Raw genomic sequence first — 16,200 nt, forward strand, 5'->3', positions numbered from 1 at the left:
CGCCCCCAACCGGCTACTCGGCCGTCAGCCCTTCGAAGTACCCCTTCTGCGCCGGGTAGTAGTCCTCGAACACGGGCTGCGGAGTGCCGTCCAGAGAGGCGCGGAGCTTGTCCAGGTAGTACTCCCAGCCCGCGCCGATCTCGCCGAGGCCCGCTTCGGTGTCGCGGTGCTGGATGAACCGGAGTTCCGTACCGCCCGCTTCGGCCGCCGCCGCGGACGTCCCCGACAGCTTCAGTTCCAGATTCCAGCTGCCCTCCTCGTCGACCGTCGAGACGACGAGCCGGTGCGGCGTCTCGCACGCCTCGACACGCAACTCGATCCACGGCTCCTGCTCCTCGAAGACCATCCGCACACGCGCCGTGCCGCCGGGGCACCGTCCCCCTCCCACGGGCCGAACCACAGGGCGGTGCGCGCCGACTCGGTGACGGCCGCCCACACCTCTTCGACCGGGAGGGCGAATCCGCGGGTGAGGACGAGGTCGACTCCTTCGGGTGTACGCGACAGCCTGCCGGTCGGGGCCGGGATCGGGGCCATGGGGATCTCCTCCTGTGGACGGCCGGGCGGCCGGACCGCCGGACAGGTTCCGGTCTACCACCCGGCACTGACAGTGACCGCGCGCCCGCCCCGCCACACCCCACCTCGCCAGGGGAACGGAAGCACGAACGGGACGACCGGAACATCACGGGAACATTCGACGAGGACGAGCCGTTGTGATCAGTGTGGGTGTGGACGGAACAGTGTCCCCGGGCCCCATCAAGAAATGCCCACAGGGAAGATCGTTCGGCTGAAGCCCTGTGGAGCCCATCGCCGCGAGGCGACCGCCGCCCGCACCCCGCCTCAACGGCCCCGACCGGTCTCCCCCGTCCGGTCGGGGCTCCTTTGCTGTCCAGGGCCGGAGCCGATGTCTACTGTTCAGGCATGACAGCCGAGGGGGACACGCAGCGGCCGGGCGCTTTCGCCGCCGCGACCGGCGACGGCCCGGCGTCCTCCGTACCGCCGGAGGTGCGTGCCGCCGAGGTCCGGGTCGCCTTCGGCGGTCTGACGCAGATACGCCGTCTCACCAACACCACCGCTCCCGATCCCGCCGCCGTTCCGGCCGACTGGGAGCGCAACCAACCCGTCCGTGCCGTCGCCCTTGCCCTGGAGGCCGCGGGAGTCCCGCCCTCGGCGGTCGACGGCGAGGGGCGGCGTACGGCCACGGGGTTCCGTGTCGCCGCGGGCGAACGCCCGGGGACGGTACGGGTGGAGTGGCTCGGCCCGCACGGCAGCGGCGCGGCGCAGGAGGAGGAGCGCCGACTCACCGCGTGCGCCGCCGTCCTGACTCCCCTGGGCTGGGAGGCTCTGCTCTACCGCGGCGCCCGTCGCCGGCGCTTCCTGGAAGTGGAACCGGCGCGCTGAGCCGGATCTCCGGGCTGCCCCCGGACTCGCCTCGCACTGTCTTCGTCATCTTGCGCGGCGTGAGGCCGAGCGCGCCCAAGCGCGCCCAAGCGGTTACGCGCAGTTCACGGGACGGAAATCCGACGCACTCCCCACGCCATACGTAATCCGACGGTAAATTGTTCAACGCTCGACCCTGTTTCATTCGAAGCCGCAGGTCAGACACCGATCCGGAAATCGAATACTGTCATCTGGAAGACGCGCTTAACACCTGCCTCCCGGCTCCTTACCGTGGTCCGCACATTGACTCACAAGGCGACACGGGAGCCGGAATGCCAAGTAATGCTCTTTCCCGTCGTGCAATTCTGCAACGCGGCGCGGTGGCGGGCGGTGCCCTCTCACTGGGACCGCTGCTGGGCGGCGCGACCGAGGCTCTGGCGCAGTCCCCCGGGGGGACGGCGGCAGCGGCCGACAAGGCCAAGAAGGACGTCTACGGACGGATCGGCGTTCGGCCGCTGATCAACGGGCGTGGCACGTACACCATCATCAGCGGTTCGCTGATGCTGCCCGAGGTGCGGGAAGCGATAGACGCGGCGGCAAGACAGTTCGTGCATCTGGACGAACTCGCCGAGGCGGTCGGCAAGCGGCTGGCGAAGATCACCAAGGCGGAGCACGGACTGATCGCCTCCGGTTGTCATGCTGCGCTCACGCACGCCACCACCGCGTGCGTCGCGGGCGGAAACCCCGACCTGCATGTGCGGCTGCCGGATCTGACGGGCTTCCGGAAGACCGAGGTGATCATCCCGGCCCACTCGCGCAACGTGTACGAGAACGCGGTCAGCGCGGTCGGGGTGAAGGTCGTCGAGGTCTCGACGCCCGACGAGCTGAAGAACGCCATCGGCCCGCAGACCGCGCTGATCTACATCATGGCGGGCCCGAGGGTCGACGAGAGCGAACTCCCCACGGACGTCGTCGCCGGCATCGCCGGGCCCAAGGGCGTGCCGGTGCTGGTCGACGCCGCCGCCGAGATCCTGACCATCCCCAACGTGCACCTGGAGCGCGGCGCCGACCTCGTCGCGTACAGCGGAGGCAAGGCCATCCGCGGCCCGCAGTCGGCCGGCCTGCTGCTCGGCCGGGAGGATCTCGTACGCGCCGCGTGGGTCAGCAGCGCGCCCCACCACGGCATCGGCCGCGGCTACAAGGTCGGCAAGGAAGAGGCCATGGGGATGCTGGCCGCGGTCGAGATGTGGGTCCAGCGCGACCACGACGCCGAGTTCGCGCGCTGGGAGTCCTGGCTGAAGACCATCTCCCGCCGGGTCTCCGCGATCGGCAGTGTGAAGACGGAGGTCACCCAACCGGACAGCCTGTCGAACCGCACCCCGTCGCTGACGATCACCTGGAACGAGAAGAAGCTCGGCGTGTCGGGCCAGACCGTGGCCGACACGCTGTACGAGGCGAAGCAGCGCATCGCGATCAACGCGGCCGGCGGCGACGACCCTGAGCGGTCGGGTGTGTCGGTCACGCCGTACATGCTCCAGCCCGGCGAGGAGAAGATCATCGCCGACGCGCTGGTCCGGATACTCACCGATCCGCCCGCGCCGCCCGCTCCCCCGCGTCCGCCTTCGGTCGACGTGACCGGGAAGTGGACGCTCGAAATCGAGTACCTGGCGGGCAGTTCGACCGCGCACCGGCTGGAACTCGCGCAGGACGGCGCCGAGATCACCGGCACCCACACCGGTGAGTACGTGTCCAGGAAGGCCACCGGAGCGGTCAGCGGCAAGACGGTGACCGTGCGCAGCACGCTCAGCGAATCGTCCGGTGACGCACTCGACTTCACGTTCACCGGGACGCTTCTGGGCGACTCGATGGGCGGCGAACTCAACATGGGCGAGTACCTGAAGGCCACCTGGAAGGCCGAGCGCGGCGGCTGAGCCCCGCGCTCGCGCCCCGGCCCGACCGGGTCCCCCTCCTCCTCGTAACTCCCCCAACTCTCCCCGACCCAGCAGCGATCCCATTGACGCCTCGTGCCCACGCGTACGCGCGCGGGCACGGACGAAGGAGAACACGTGACGAACCGCAGGGACTTCATCCGCAAGGCTCCGGTCGTGGCGGCCGTGGCCGCGACCCCGGCGCTGGCCGTCAAGGCCGCCGAGGACCGCAAGCGTCCCAAGCCCGAGAAGGAGATCCACTACCCGGGCGGCGGCGAGCCGCCGGAGAACCCGCTGTTCAGCCCGGTCGTCAGCTACGGCGACCTGGTCTTCATCTCGGGCATCGGCGCGCACTTCGAGGGCGACATCACCGCGCACACCGAGCATGTGCTCAACGAGGTGGAGAAGTACCTCGAAGCGGCCGGATCGTCCATGGACCGGGTGCTCAAGGTCAACGTCTACCTCAACTCCCTGGACGACTACGACGGGATGAACGCCGTCTTCCTCGGCCGCTTCGGCCCCGAGCCGGGCGTACGCACCACGATCGCCGCGCAGGCCGGTATCCCCGGGGACTCGCTCGTCGAGATCGACTGCATCGCGGTGCGATGAGCCCCGCGACCGCTCGCACCACAACCACCGCTCGACACTCGCGTCACCGGACGAAATTGGGGTTGGCATGTCACTGAGAACACGGGCCCCCTGGGTCGTGCTCCCCGCGGTTCTCACCCTCGTGGTGGGAGCGTCGGCCGCCGGCGGCGCCACCGGCGGGTCCTCGGACGACCCGGCAGGAGCGGACGCGTCGGCGTCCGCGGTCACGTACGACCTTCTGCTGCGAAGGGGCCATGTCATCGACCCCAAGAACAACCGCGACAAGGTCATGGACATCGCCGTGAAGAACGGCAGGATAGCCGCCGTCGGATCGAAGATCGACCCGTCGCGCGCCAAGCAGACGGTCGACGTCAAGGGCAAGTACTTGTCCCCCGGCTTCATCGACATGCACACGCATCTGTTCCGGGGTGAGCAGGACGCCTACGCGGACGGTGTGCTCGGTCTGCCGCCGGACGGATTCACCTTCCGGGCCGGGGTCACCACGGCGCTCGACACCGGCTCGTCCGGCGCCGAGAACTTCGAGCTGTTCAAGAAGAACATCATCGACACGTCCAAGACCCGGGTGCTGGCGCTGCTCAACATCGTCGGCAAGGGCATGGCCGGCGGTGACAAGGAGCAGGACCTCGGCAACATGGATGCCCAGGTGACCGCCGAGGTCGCCAAGAAGTACCCCGAGATCGTCAGGGGCATCAAGACGGCGCACTACGAAGGCCCGTCCTGGGCGCCGGTGGAGCGTTCCGTGGAGGCCGGCGAGATCGCGGGCGTCCCGGCGATGATCGACTTCGGATCGGCCGAGGAGCGGTCCATCGAGGAGCTGCTCACCGAGAAGCTGCGGCCGGGCGACATCTACTCGCACGTCTACTCCGGTCTGCGTGGCGAGCTGGGCGAGGACGGCAAGCTCAACCCGGCGCTCCGGGCGGGCCGCGACCGCGGCGTCCTCTTCGACGTCGGCCACGGCGGCGGGAGCTTCGACTGGAACGTCGCGATGGAGGGGAAGAAGGAGGGCTTCTGGCCCGACACCATCTCCACGGACCTGCATGTGACCAGCATGAACGGGGGAATGAAGGACATGTCCAACGTCATGTCCAAGTTCCTCGCGATGGGTCAGCCTCTCAAGGACGTCATCGAGGAGTCGACCTGGAAGCCCGCGCAGGCACTGGGCCGCAAGGACCTCGGCAATCTGTCCGTCGGATCGCCGGCCGACATCGCGGTCTTCGAGCTGGAGAAGGGCAAGTTCGGTTACCCGGACAGCTTCGGCCTCCGGGTCGACGGCAAGGAGAAGCTGGTCACGGAGCTGACCGTACGCGCGGGTGAGGTCGTGTGGGACCTCAACGGCAGGACGGCGAAGCCGTGGAAGCCGGGCGCGGTGGGCGACAGGACCCACACGGAGCACGCCGCCCCGTAGCCGGATCGCCCTCGGCGAACAGTCAGAGCCGCTCCCGGCCGCGAAGGTCGGGAGCGGCTCTGCTCCGCGCGCGCCAGGATCGGTTCTCAGTGGACCTGGTGATTCCCCGCCCACACCGCGGGAGTTCGGCCCGACCACGGACTTGCCTGTTCGAGTTGGCCGGCGAGGCGGAAGAGGCGGCCTTCCAGCCCGTAACCCGCGGCGAACTGCATACCGATCGGGAGTCCCGTCCCGGCGTCGGTCGTCACGGGTACGGACATGGCGGGCGTGCCCGCCACGTTGAACGCCACAGTGAACGGCGAGCGGTCGAATACGCGGGATATCCAGCCGAGGCCGTCCAGCGCCTCCGCGCCCTCGGCATAGGTGCCCAGGGGCACGGGAAGCTCCGGCAAGGTCGGGGTGAGCAGCAGGTCGTGAGTGCCGAAGTACCGTGCCAGGCTCCGGGCGACCCGGTTGCGCAGGGCGAGAGCGTCGACGAACTGGGCGCCGCCGACCCGCTGCCCGTAGTGGTAGCCGGCCAGGGTCACGGGCTCCAGGGTCGAGGAGTCGACGGGCCGGTTGAAGGCAGCGGCCAGCCCGTCGACCGAGGCGGTGAGATTCGCCGTCCACAGACGGGCGTTGGCCAGGACGAACTCCTCCCAGTCGGCCCCGAGGCCGACCTCGGCCTCCGCCACCCGGTGGCCGAGTGATTCGAGCAGACGCACGGTACGGGAGAGCGCGTCGGCCACCGGTGCGGTGGTGCGGCGCCCGCCCCACGCCTGGGTGAGGACACCGATCCGCAACGGGCCCGGGTGGCGGGTGACTTCCTCCGCGTACGGCCGGGACGGCTCCTGGGCGAAGTAGGGGTCACCCGGCTCCGGGCCGCGGATCAGGTCGAGCAGCGCCGCGCTGTCGCGTACGGTGCGGCTGACGCTGCCGTGCACGGCCAGGCCGTTGTACAGCTCGTCGAAGTCGGGGCCCATGGAGACCCGGCCGCGGGTGGGCTTCAGCCCGAAGAGGCCGTTGTACGCGGCGGGAATCCGGAGCGAGCCGGCGGCGTCGGTGGCGTGTGCGATCGGCACCACCCCGGCGGCGACGGCCGCGGCCGAGCCGCCGCTGGATCCGCCCGCGCTCCGCTCCAGGTTCCACGGGTTGCGCGTCGCGCCGTACAGCACGGGTTCCGTGGTGACGCTGTACGCCATCTCCGGTGTCGCGGTACGCCCGAAGGTCACGAGCCCGGCGCGGCGGAAGCGCCGCATCAGGGCGGAGTCGGCGCGGGCGACGTGGCCGGCCGCGAGGCGGCTGCCCAGCTCCATGCGGCGCCCGGCCATGGCGACTCCGATGTCCTTGATCAGGAAGGGGACCCCGGCCAGCGGTGTGCCGCCGGGTACGGGTCCGTCGATGGGCCCGTCGTCGGCCGGCCAGGTCTCGACGACGGCGTTGATCCGTGGATTGACCGCCCGCGTGGCCTCGCGTGCGGCTGTTTCCAGTTCGGCGGGGGTCACCTCACCCCGGGCCACCAGCTCCGCGAGTCCGACCGCGTCGAAGCTCACGTACTCGGCAATTCTCACTGTCACTCCCACCGGCTGGAACGATACTCTTGAGTATCTGACGATACCGAACGGTATCGCATGGCACTGACTGGTACCGTGGCGGGAAGCGAGAGGAGCAGTCATGGCATCGACCGCCGGAAGACCGACCGCCGGAAGGCCGGGCAGGGTGGCGAAGCTGCCGCCCCGTGAGCGCATCCTCGACGCGGCGGAGGAGCTGTTCCAGAGCGAGGGAATCCGGCGGGTGGGCGTCCAGGCCATCGCCGAGAAGGCCGAGACCACCAAGATGGCGATCTACCGGCATTTCGAGACCAAGGACGCGCTGGTCGCGGAGTGGCTGCGGATCGTCGCGGCCGAGTACCAGGCGGCCTTCGACCGGGTCGAGGCCGAACACCCCGGCCGGCCCCGGGAGCAGATCCTGGGCCTGGCCCGCTTCATCGCCGACGGACTGCCGGCGATCTCGTACCGGGGCTGCCCGTTCATCAACTCCCTCGCCGAACTGCCCGACCGCGCCCATCCCGCACGGCAGGTGATCGAGAAGCACAAGGCCCGCCAGACCGCCAGACTGCTCGGCATGTGCGTCGAGGCCGGGCTGCCCGACCCCGGGCAGACCACGGCCGAGATCACCTTCGTACTCGAAGGCGCGCAGGTCAGCACGCAGAACGGCAGCATCGATCAGGCGGGTGACCGACTGATGAGGATCGTCGAGGGCATCCTGGACCGGCACCGCTCCCCCGTCGGCGTGTCCCGGACGACCGACGGCTGACCGCCCCGACGTGGGTTGCCGGTCGGGCAGCAGCCTGACCGCCCCGACGCCGATCGCCGGACGGGCAGAAGCCCGTCCGGCGACCTCACGTTCAAGCCCTAGCCCCGGGAAGCACCCGCCCGGTGTACGGCCTTCGCGTCCGGGATCGGGCCCACCGCGCCGTGGCCCGTCGTCGTGAGCGCCGCCGCGATCACCGCGTAGCGCGCCGCCTCCAGCGGGGAGTCCCCGTCGAGCAGGCGGGCCGCGAAGGCGCCGTCGAAGGTGTCGCCCGCGCCGGTCGCGTCCGTGGGTACGACACGGTGGGCCGGCACATGGGTGGTGCGGCCCTCCGTGCCGAGCAGCACGCCGTCGGCGCCCATCTTGAGCGCGACGATCGTGGGCCCTCGCGCGGCGAACTCCGCGAGTACGTCGGCCGGTTCGTGTACGCCGGTGAGCAACCGGCCCTCGTCCAGGTTGGGCAGGACAACGTCCGCCAGTTCGGCGCTGCGCATGACGACGGCGCGGGCGCGCGCCACCGGCCACAGGGCGGGCCGGTGGTTGGGGTCGTACGAGACGAGCGTGGAGTGCGCGCGGGCGGTCTCCATGGCGTGGAAGGCCGCGTCGCAGGCGGAGGCGCTGATCGCCTGGGTGATGCCGCTGATGTGCAGCAGCCGGGCGGCGGCGATCGCCCGCTCCGGTATGTCGGCCGGCGTCAGGCGGCTCGCCGGTGACCCGGCGCGGCGGTAGGTGAAGGCGTGCTTCCCGTCGCCGTGCCGGGTGATGAAGTAGATGCCGGTCGCGCCGCCGGGTTCGGTGACGACGTGGGTGGTGTCGACTCCCTCCCGGCGCCACAGTTCGGCCAGCGCCCGGCCGAAGGCGTCGTCGCCGACGCGGGTGAGATAGCCGGTGCTCGCGCCCGAACGGCGGGCGGCGATCGCCATGTTGGAGGTGTCGCCGCCGAAGCCGATGTGGAAGGCGGTGGAACTCTCCAATGTTCCCTCGGCGGCGGCGTTGAATTCGAGCAGGGGCTCCCCCAGGGAGAGCACCGAGGGGTCGGTGGCCGTCATCGCGTCAGATCCGGTTGTACTTGGCGAGGCCGTCCCGCAGCGACCCCGAGGACAGGATCAGCGCGGTCTGTTCCTTCTCGCGGTTCTCGATGTCCTGCGCGGTGGCGAGGACTTCGTCGACGAGCCCTCGCGGTACGCGGACGACGCCGTCGCGGTCGGCGACGATCAGATCTCCCGGGCGCACGGTCACCCCGCCGAGGACGACGGGCTCGTTGAGCGAGACGGTGCGGTAGCGCCCCAGCGTGGTGGCGGGCACGGCGTGGCGGGCGTACACCGGGAAGTCGGGGAAGTCCCGGCGGATCTCGGTGACATCGCGCACCCCGCCGTCCAGGACGCAGCCGGCCAGCTTCCTCGCCACGGCGCCCGCCGTCATCAGCCCGCCCCACACGGCCACGTCGGCGGCGCCCGCGTCGATGCACACGACGCTGCCGGCCGGTGACTCGTCTATCGCGGCCAGGGCGTGCACCGGCGGTTCCAGCTCCGGGTCGGGCACCTCACGGACCGTCACCGCCGGTCCGGCCAGAGTCTTCGCGCCCGGTACGACCTGGTGGACCGCTCCTTCGAGATAGCCGCGGACGCCGTGCTGTTCGACGGCGTCCGCGACCGACGCGGTGGCAAGGGACCGGTAGGCCTCAAGGGTCGCCTCGGAGTAGCTGGTCATAGGGGTTCTCCAGTCTTTGTCCCGGCTTCCGGGATACGGGTTCCGGGGGAACAGGTGCGGGGCGGGGGTGTCTTGGCGGTCAGGCCGGGCGGTCCGGGGCTCAGGCCGGGCTCCTGGGCGCGGTGGGCGCGCCCTTGACGGCCTTCTCCGGCTCGGTGCCGAGCGGCACGACGTGCTTCATGACGACGCCGTACACGAGGGCGCCGAGCAGTGACACCCCGGCGGCCACGGCGAGGGGGACGAAGTACGAGCCGCCGAAGGCGTCGAGGAGTACGCCCACCACGACGGGGCTGAGCGCACCGGCGGCGTTGGAGGCGAAGCCCTGGATACCGGCGAGCGAACCGACGTTGGCCGGGGTGGGCGCGACATCGGCGGGCAGTGCCCACAGGCTCGACGCGGCGAAGCAGAGCGACGCCTGGGAGACGGCGAGCAGGCCGAGCGCGACGTAGGCGCTCTCGACGACTCCGGCGAGCACGATCACCGAGGAGAGGATCAGCCCGACGACGATGGGGAATTTGCGCGCGTAGGTGACGGTGTGGCCCTGGTTGATCAGCCGGGTCTGCACCCAGCCGCCGGCCCACTGGGCGGGCATCGACACCAGCGCCGGGATCATGCCGAAGAAGCCGAGCTTGAGCAGGTCGAAGTCCCGCTCGTCGACCAGGTAGGACGGGAACCAGGTGATGAAGAAGTACAGGACGAAGGACAGGCAGAAGAAGCCCAGGACCATGCCCCACACCGTGCGGTAGCGGAACAGCTCCCTCCAGGGCATGGCGGGCACCGTCGAACTCGCCTCGTTGGCGCCGCCCGCCCGGATGTAGGCGCGCTCCTCGGCGCCCAGCTTCGGGTGCTCGTCGGGGTCCCGGTAGAACTTCAGCCAGAAGCCGGTGAAGCAGAGCCCGACGATTCCGGCGGCCACGAACGAGCCGCGCCAGCCGAGCCAGGCGATCACCACGGTGGTGACGGGCAGCGCGAAGGCGGTGCCCGCCCGGCCGCCGCTGTCGAAGATCGAGGCGGCCATGCCGCGCTCGCGGACCGGGAACCAGCGCGCCACGATCTGTGAACTCGACGGATACGCGGGCGACTCGACGGCTCCGAGCACCAGACGTACGAGGAACAGCACCAGGAATCCGGTGACCGCACCGACCAGCATGGTCGCGATCGACCAGGCGGCGACGGCGAAGGCCATCATCCGGCGCGGGCCGTAGCGGTCGACCAGCCAGCCGGCGCCGGGCAGGAACGCCGCGTACGTCCAGAAGAAGGCGCCGAGCAGCAGTCCGGTCGCGGTCTTGGAGAGGTCGAGGTCCTTGGTGATGTAGGGCAGTGCCACACCGAGGTTGGCGCGGTCCATGTAGTTGATGGTGACGGCCCCGAAGGCCAGCCAGATCATGGTCCATCTGACACGTCCCGCCGGGGTCGGCGGGACTGGTGGGGTTGCGGTCATGAATGCTCCTCGAACGTGCGTCGTCCTTGCACGTGAGCAGTGGCAGGAGTCATCGGTCGCCGGGTCCGGAGGTGGGGGCTCCTGGTGGATCCCGGTAGTGGCGTGAGCGTATGAGCCCGTTGTCCCCGGCGTGAAGGGCGAGTTGCACATACGGGTATTCGGAAAACGGATTGCGGCTCATTCGCTTCGTCGGACGGACCTTGTTGCCCGCTGTCGGCTCGCGTACAGCAAGGGGCATGCTGCGACCAGAAGTTCGTCTCGAATGGTTTGTCTCATTCCTCGGAGTCATCGACACGGGGAGTTTCAGTGCCGCCGCCGAGGCCGTTCACCGCTCCCAGCCGCGGGTGAGCATGCATGTGGCGGCGCTGGAGCGGGAGGCCGGTGTGCCGCTCTTCGACCGGAGCAGGCGGCCGGTGCGGCTGACGGAGGCCGGCGAGGTGCTCGCCGGTCACGCCCGCGCGATTCTGTACCGGCTGGGGACCGCCGAGGAGGCGATGGCCACCCGTCGGGATTCGGCCAGGGGTGTCGTGACGCTGGGGAGCTATCCGAGTGCGAGCGCCGCGTTCGTACCCGGTCTGCTGGAACATCTCGCGGTGAGCCGCCCGGCGATCAAGGTGGTGCTCGTCGAGCGGTCGACGCTGGAGCTGGACTCGGCGCTCTCGCACGGCGAGATAGACATCTACCTGCGGCCCATGGCTCCGCCGGTCGGTGACACGGTGCGGCTGCGGGCGCTGTGGCAGGAGTCCCTGGCGGTCGTTCTGCCGCTGGGGCACCCGCTGGACGAGTTGCCGGACCCGCTTCCGGTGGCGGCCGTCGCGGCGTATCCGCTGATCACCATCGGGCGGTTGGGCTCGCCGGACGTGCCCGGTTTCGAGACGTACAAGGTCTTCCGCGAGCACGGTTTCGAGCCGGAGGCCGTACAGGCGACGAACCAGCCGCAGACGCTCGTCTCGCTCGTCCGCAGCCGGCTCGGGGTGGGCGTGACCAACCATCTCGCGGTGTCCACGGCGGACACCCGGGACGTGTCGGTACGGCGTCTGGACGCCCCGTGCGGGCGCCGGGTGGCGGTGCACTGGGATGCGAACAGGCCGCTGATTCCGGCGGCGCGTACGCTGTTGCGGGAAATCCTCGAAGCGCCCATTCCGCCCGGAACTCGGCGGCTGTCTTAATCCGCAGGGGCCTCGTCGGGTAATTCGGATTCCGGCGGCAAGGCATTCGGAAAACGAATGACTGGCGTACGACGACCGGCCGCAGAAGGGCCGGTGAGGTAACGGCCGGTGGAGCAACGACCGTTCGGATAACGGCCGGTCGGGGATTTCATCGGCCGGCTCTCGCGGTCCGTACGCTGTCGGCGTCCTCGCCCCACGGCCACTGCGGCATGGGCAGTTTCCCGATGACCTCGCGCACGGCCTCGACGGCGGGTGAGACGACCGGTCCGGCGCGCCACCAGGCGGCGACGGCGCGCTCGCACTGCGGATCGGCGATGGGGACGAGCGCCACGCCCTCGGTGTTGGCGGTCGTCATGGCGAGGCTGTTGGTGACGCCGACACCAAGTCCGTGGCGGACCAGGGAGATCAGGGTCTGGGGCTGGTTCGTCCGGGCCGCGATGACCGGGTTGAGACCGGCGTTGGCGAAGGCGAGGTTCGTCTCGTACTGGCGGGCCTGGCCCTCGCCGCTCTCGCCGATGCTGATCACCGGGAGCATCGCGGTCTGCGCGAGACGTACGGAGCCGGTGCGCGCGAGCGGATGGTCGGCGCGGAAGACGGCGACGAGGGGTTCGCGCCAGAGCACCCGGCTGGCGACCAGGTCGGAGTTGATGAGGGGGTGCAGCGGGCGTATCGCGAGGTCGAGGTCGCCGCTGACGAGATCGGTGCCGAGCGCGACGCTCGGTCCCTCGCGCAGCACGAGCCGCACCTGGGGGTGGGTGACCCGCAGGGCGCGTACGGCGAGCGGGTAGAGGTACGAGGCCGCGCTGGGGTACGCCCCGAGCCTGACCTGTCCGGAAATCGTTCCCCCGGTGAGATCGGCCAGGACGTTGAGCCGGCGCAGGATCTCCTCGGCGTGCGGCAGCAGCCCGCGGCCCTCGGGTGTGAGGACCGCGGGCTGCACGGAGCGGTCGAGCAGTCGGGTGCCCAGCAGCCGTTCCAGCTCGGCGACATGACTGCTGACCCTGGGTTGTGAGCGGTAGAGGGCCTTCGCCGCGGCGGAGAATCCGCCGTGGTGGGCCACGGCCACGAAGCTGGCGATCCAGTCGATCCGGTAGTGGTAGACGCTCCCGATGTCCATGAGTCCCCGTCCCTTGTGCCTAGGTCTTCACCTAGGTCAGGGAGCCTACAGCGCAGGTCACGGGGGCTATGGAGGGTTTCTTCAGCGAATGAACCGATTCACGTAGTCGGCGCCGAGACCATTTTCCGTGTAGTGGGCACGACACATGTCGATCTTCGTGAAGGTGTCCTCGTAGCCGATCTGGACGCCGTTGTCGTCCACGTAGGCCATCGCTCCGGTGATGTTGAAGAACGTGATCATCTCGTCGCAGTCCGCCGGGACGGCGAGGGTGTGGATCTCGCCCGGGGGCTCGTAGACGAAGTGTCCGGCCTCGGCGACCCAGTCGTGCTCGTAGTAGTGCCACTTGCCCTTGATGACGTAGCCGAAGACGACTCCGGGGTGGCGATGGCGTGAAACGATCCCCGCCGCCGTGACCTTCAGCAGATTGCACCACTGGCCGGTGACGGTGTTGAACATCAGTGGTCGGAACCAGACGTTGGGGGCCTGCGGCACCCAGATCCGGTCGTCGTCGGGGAGGGCGGCGACGGCGATCTCCTCCGGGACCATGGTGGACAGCGGGATGACGGGGCCTTGCTGATCGGTCATGGTGCTCCTCCTGGGATACGGGGTTCAGGGGGATTCGGGAGTTCGGGGACTCACGAGCAGCCGGGGACAGGGGGGTCCGGCACTCGGACGTGCGGGCGCCCGACAGTTCAGGCGGCGAGATAGCCGCCGTCCACCGGGAGTACGGCTCCGGTGACGAAGCGCGCGTCCCGGCCGCAGAGGAACGTCACGGCGCCGGCCACGTCGGCCGGTTCGCCCCAACGCCCCATCGGGGTGCGCTCGATGATCCGCCGCGCCGCCTCGTCGTTGGTCTGCAGGTCGGCCGTCAGAGCCGTACGGATCCAGCCCGGCGCGACGGCGTTGACGCGGATGCCGTCCTCGGCCCAGGCCACGGCGAGCGCCTTGGTGAGCTGCGTGATGCCGCCCTTGCTCGCCGTGTAGGCGGGGACCCTGGGGCCGCCGAAGAAGCTCAGCATGGAGGCGACGTTGACGATGCAGCCGCCCGAGCGGCGCAGCAGGTCGTGCGAGGCGACGCAGGCGCGCATGGTGCCCGTGAGGTTGACGTCGACGACGCGGGCGAAGACCTCGGGTTCGTACTCGTGGCCACGGGCGATGACGCCGGCCGCGTTGACGAGGACGTCGAGCCTTTCGACACCGCCGAGGAAGTCTTCGAGGTCCCGGGCGCGGGTCAGGTCGATCTCGACGCGGCGGACCGAGTCGGGCAGTCGTCCGGCGGCGCCGGCGGCATCGAGCCCGGCGGCGATCACCCGGGCGCCGGCGGCGGCGAATCGCTCGGCGACGGCGGCGCCGATGCCACTGGTGCCACCGGTGACGACGACTGTGCGCCGGTCCTCGCCTCCCGCGTCGTGCTCCCCGTCGTCGACGGGCTCCGCAAGGTGCTCCTCGCTCACTGCCATCCCCTCCGCACGGAATCACGACGCTTCGGGTCCGATTCCAACAGCCCCGGCGGTGCGGGGCCTTCGATCATGCGGGAGGAGGATGACCCCCATTCGATTACGGCGGTGCGCGTGCGCGGCCAGGACCCGGCCCCGCACGCGCACCGCCCCGGACACCGTGGGTGGGAACGGTGTCCGGGGCGGTGGCGGCAGGAGCTGCCGGGTCAGCCTCGGTACTGCGCCAGTACGCGGGTGAAGTCCCAGTCGCCCTGGCCCACGCCGGAGCAGGTGTCCGCCCCGCCGCCGGTGCAGGGCCGGTCGCGGTTGACCGACCAGAAGGTCAGCCGGGCGAGGTGGCGCTGCTGCGCGTAGGCGAGGATGGTCCGGAAGTCGGCGACGGTGATGGTCTCGCCGACGTCCGTGACGCCGTTCATCGACGAGATACCGGTCTTGCGGTACGCCTCGTCGTCGCCGTAGCCGTAGGCGTTCTTGACAGCGGTCTTCAGACCCTCGGCCGCACGGACCGACAGCGTGCCCATGTTCTGGCCGTTGCCACCGAAGTTGAACGGCATGATCGTCCAGCTGTCGATCGTGAGGCCGGAGGAGGCCGCGCGGTTGATCAGGCTGGTGTCGGGGCCGTTCTGGCCGGTGCCGAAGGTGATGTAGAGCTTGATGCCGGGGTTGTTGGCCCGGATCGTCTTGAGCGCGTCCACCGTGCGCTGCTGGACGGTGGGGCTGTCGTAGGCGGCGGCCTCGATGTCGATGTCGATGGCCTTCAGGCCGTAGGCGTTGATGACCTTCTGGTACGCGGCGGCCAGCTCACCCGCGCTGCCGCAGGAGCTCTCCAGCTTGTTGCCGCTCCAGCCGCCGAAGGACGGGATGACGTCGCCGCCGCCCGCGCGGACGGTGTTGATGGTCTGCTGGTCCACGCCGCCGGTCAGCGGCCGGCCGCCGTCCCACTGCGGGTTGCAATAGCCGTTGCTGAGTACGAAGGCGAGGGTGAACCACTTCACGCCGGTCGCGTTCTGGACGGTGGCGGGGTTGGGCGGGCTTCCCCAGCCGTTGTAGATGTACGGCGCGACGGCCATGGGCGCGCCGCCCGGGTCGGGGTTCCCGCCGCCGGAGGGCGCGGTCCACTTCTGGTTCGCGGAGCCGGTGCAGGTCCACAGCTGGAGCTTGGTGCCGTTGGCGGAGCTGTTGCCGGTGGCGTCCAGGCACTTGTTCGCCTGGGTGTTGACGATGTCGCGGGCCGCCGAGACGGTCCACTTCTGGTTGGCGGCTCCGGAGCAGGACCAGAGCTGGAGGACGGCACCGTTCGCCGTGCCGTTGTCCTTCACGTCGAGGCACTTGCCCAGCGCGCGGATCGTGCCGTCCGAGGCGACGTCCCACTGCTGCGCGGCGCTGCCGTTGCAGTCGTACAGCTGAACGGCCGCGCCGTTGGCGGAGCTCGCGCCCGCCACGTCCACGCACTTGCCACCGAGGCCGGTGATGGTGCCGACGGCCGCGACGGCGGCGGTCGCGGGCGTCACGCTCATGGTCGAGGCGACGGCCACCAGGGGCATGGCCAGCAGTGCCAGCGGTCTGAGGTGCTTCCAGGGCTTGAACATGGCGGTCATGCGAGGTCACCGTCCACTTCTGAGGGGGCCCGCCGGGAACGCCCGGTGGGCCGGATCGTCCTCGGGTGCCGGACGGGCCGGGACCTGTCCGGCCCGG

At 70.2% G+C, this 16,200-nt stretch carries 15 protein-coding genes; 6 read left to right on the forward strand and 9 right to left on the reverse strand.

The genetic code is table 11. The features are described 5' to 3' along the window. Positions 1-13 precede the first annotated feature (13 nt). Positions 14-388, reverse strand: a complete 375-nt coding sequence (locus ACFUN8_RS22360; protein WP_383640363.1) for an SRPBCC domain-containing protein — start codon at positions 386-388, stop codon at positions 14-16. A gap of 530 nt (positions 389-918) precedes the next feature. Here ACFUN8_RS22360 and ACFUN8_RS22365 point away from each other — a divergent pair. The 4 genes from ACFUN8_RS22365 to ACFUN8_RS22380 all read left to right on the forward strand — a co-directional run bounded on the left by ACFUN8_RS22365 (position 919) and on the right by ACFUN8_RS22380 (position 5,319). Beyond that, complete coding sequence (locus tag ACFUN8_RS22365; protein WP_383640366.1) at positions 919-1,398, forward strand: hypothetical protein; 480 nt, start codon at positions 919-921, stop codon at positions 1,396-1,398. 359 nt (positions 1,399-1,757) lie between these two features. Then, on the forward strand, positions 1,758-3,308 hold the full coding sequence (locus ACFUN8_RS22370; protein ID WP_383640369.1) for an aminotransferase class V-fold PLP-dependent enzyme: 1,551 nt from the start codon (positions 1,758-1,760) through the stop codon (positions 3,306-3,308). A gap of 135 nt (positions 3,309-3,443) precedes the next feature. After that, on the forward strand, positions 3,444-3,914 hold the full coding sequence (locus ACFUN8_RS22375; RefSeq protein ID WP_383640372.1) for a RidA family protein: 471 nt from the start codon (positions 3,444-3,446) through the stop codon (positions 3,912-3,914). 67 nt (positions 3,915-3,981) lie between these two features. Further along, positions 3,982-5,319, forward strand: coding sequence for an amidohydrolase/deacetylase family metallohydrolase (locus ACFUN8_RS22380; RefSeq protein ID WP_383640375.1), 1,338 nt, complete (start codon positions 3,982-3,984; stop codon positions 5,317-5,319). A gap of 86 nt (positions 5,320-5,405) precedes the next feature. On the opposite strand, the gene ACFUN8_RS22385 is transcribed toward ACFUN8_RS22380, so the two are convergent. Then, positions 5,406-6,869 carry an amidase gene (locus tag ACFUN8_RS22385; protein WP_383640378.1) on the reverse strand — a complete coding sequence of 488 codons (1,464 nt, stop codon included), beginning with the start codon at positions 6,867-6,869 and terminating at the stop codon, positions 5,406-5,408. A gap of 103 nt (positions 6,870-6,972) precedes the next feature. Here ACFUN8_RS22385 and ACFUN8_RS22390 point away from each other — a divergent pair, with 103 nt between their 5' ends. Further along, complete coding sequence (locus ACFUN8_RS22390) at positions 6,973-7,614, forward strand: TetR/AcrR family transcriptional regulator (RefSeq protein ID WP_383640381.1); 642 nt, start codon at positions 6,973-6,975, stop codon at positions 7,612-7,614. Between the two features lie 98 nt (positions 7,615-7,712). On the opposite strand, the gene ACFUN8_RS22395 is transcribed toward ACFUN8_RS22390, so the two are convergent. The 3 genes from ACFUN8_RS22395 to ACFUN8_RS22405 all read right to left on the reverse strand — a co-directional run bounded on the left by ACFUN8_RS22395 (position 7,713) and on the right by ACFUN8_RS22405 (position 10,762). Continuing rightward, positions 7,713-8,660, reverse strand: a complete 948-nt coding sequence (locus ACFUN8_RS22395; RefSeq protein ID WP_383640384.1) for a sugar kinase — start codon at positions 8,658-8,660, stop codon at positions 7,713-7,715. Between the two features lie 4 nt (positions 8,661-8,664). Further along, positions 8,665-9,321 carry an RraA family protein gene (locus ACFUN8_RS22400; protein WP_383640386.1) on the reverse strand — a complete coding sequence of 219 codons (657 nt, stop codon included), beginning with the start codon at positions 9,319-9,321 and terminating at the stop codon, positions 8,665-8,667. 100 nt (positions 9,322-9,421) lie between these two features. Next, positions 9,422-10,762 carry an MFS transporter gene (locus ACFUN8_RS22405; protein ID WP_383640389.1) on the reverse strand — a complete coding sequence of 447 codons (1,341 nt, stop codon included), beginning with the start codon at positions 10,760-10,762 and terminating at the stop codon, positions 9,422-9,424. 236 nt (positions 10,763-10,998) lie between these two features. On the opposite strand from ACFUN8_RS22405, the gene ACFUN8_RS22410 reads away from it, so the two are divergent. Next, on the forward strand, positions 10,999-11,931 hold the full coding sequence (locus ACFUN8_RS22410; protein WP_383640392.1) for a LysR family transcriptional regulator: 933 nt from the start codon (positions 10,999-11,001) through the stop codon (positions 11,929-11,931). 148 nt (positions 11,932-12,079) lie between these two features. Here the strand turns inward: ACFUN8_RS22410 and ACFUN8_RS22415 are convergent, their stop codons facing one another. From ACFUN8_RS22415 to ACFUN8_RS22430, 4 genes are all read right to left on the reverse strand, one after another. Next, entirely contained in the window at positions 12,080-13,048 is a 969-nt protein-coding gene (locus ACFUN8_RS22415) for a LysR family transcriptional regulator (protein ID WP_383640395.1), read from the reverse strand. Between the two features lie 81 nt (positions 13,049-13,129). Next, complete coding sequence (locus tag ACFUN8_RS22420) at positions 13,130-13,633, reverse strand: 2,4'-dihydroxyacetophenone dioxygenase family protein (protein ID WP_383640398.1); 504 nt, start codon at positions 13,631-13,633, stop codon at positions 13,130-13,132. Between the two features lie 107 nt (positions 13,634-13,740). Continuing rightward, on the reverse strand, positions 13,741-14,502 hold the full coding sequence (locus ACFUN8_RS22425) for an SDR family NAD(P)-dependent oxidoreductase (protein ID WP_383640401.1): 762 nt from the start codon (positions 14,500-14,502) through the stop codon (positions 13,741-13,743). Between the two features lie 209 nt (positions 14,503-14,711). Further along, the gene (locus ACFUN8_RS22430) at positions 14,712-16,049 is read right to left on the reverse strand and encodes a ricin-type beta-trefoil lectin domain protein (protein ID WP_383640404.1); all 1,338 of its coding nucleotides are present in this window, start codon (positions 16,047-16,049) and stop codon (positions 14,712-14,714) included. Between the last annotated feature and the right edge of the window lie 151 nt (positions 16,050-16,200).

Source organism: Streptomyces sp. NPDC057307, assembly GCF_042667665.1.
GTDB lineage: Bacteria > Actinomycetota > Actinomycetes > Streptomycetales > Streptomycetaceae > Streptomyces.

Coding starts and splice junctions, on each gene's coding strand:
- ACFUN8_RS22380 (WP_383640375.1), top strand. CDS start 3,982: ATGTCACTGAGAACACGGGCCCCCTGGGTCGTGCTCCCCGCGGTTCTC.
- ACFUN8_RS22430 (WP_383640404.1), bottom strand. CDS start 16,049: ATGCCCCTGGTGGCCGTCGCCTCGACCATGAGCGTGACGCCCGCGACC.
- ACFUN8_RS22400 (WP_383640386.1), bottom strand. CDS start 9,321: ATGACCAGCTACTCCGAGGCGACCCTTGAGGCCTACCGGTCCCTTGCC.
- ACFUN8_RS22390 (WP_383640381.1), top strand. CDS start 6,973: ATGGCATCGACCGCCGGAAGACCGACCGCCGGAAGGCCGGGCAGGGTG.
- ACFUN8_RS22365 (WP_383640366.1), top strand. CDS start 919: ATGACAGCCGAGGGGGACACGCAGCGGCCGGGCGCTTTCGCCGCCGCG.
- ACFUN8_RS22415 (WP_383640395.1), bottom strand. CDS start 13,048: ATGGACATCGGGAGCGTCTACCACTACCGGATCGACTGGATCGCCAGC.
- ACFUN8_RS22395 (WP_383640384.1), bottom strand. CDS start 8,660: ATGACGGCCACCGACCCCTCGGTGCTCTCCCTGGGGGAGCCCCTGCTC.
- ACFUN8_RS22410 (WP_383640392.1), top strand. CDS start 10,999: ATGCTGCGACCAGAAGTTCGTCTCGAATGGTTTGTCTCATTCCTCGGA.
- ACFUN8_RS22420 (WP_383640398.1), bottom strand. CDS start 13,633: ATGACCGATCAGCAAGGCCCCGTCATCCCGCTGTCCACCATGGTCCCG.
- ACFUN8_RS22405 (WP_383640389.1), bottom strand. CDS start 10,762: ATGACCGCAACCCCACCAGTCCCGCCGACCCCGGCGGGACGTGTCAGA.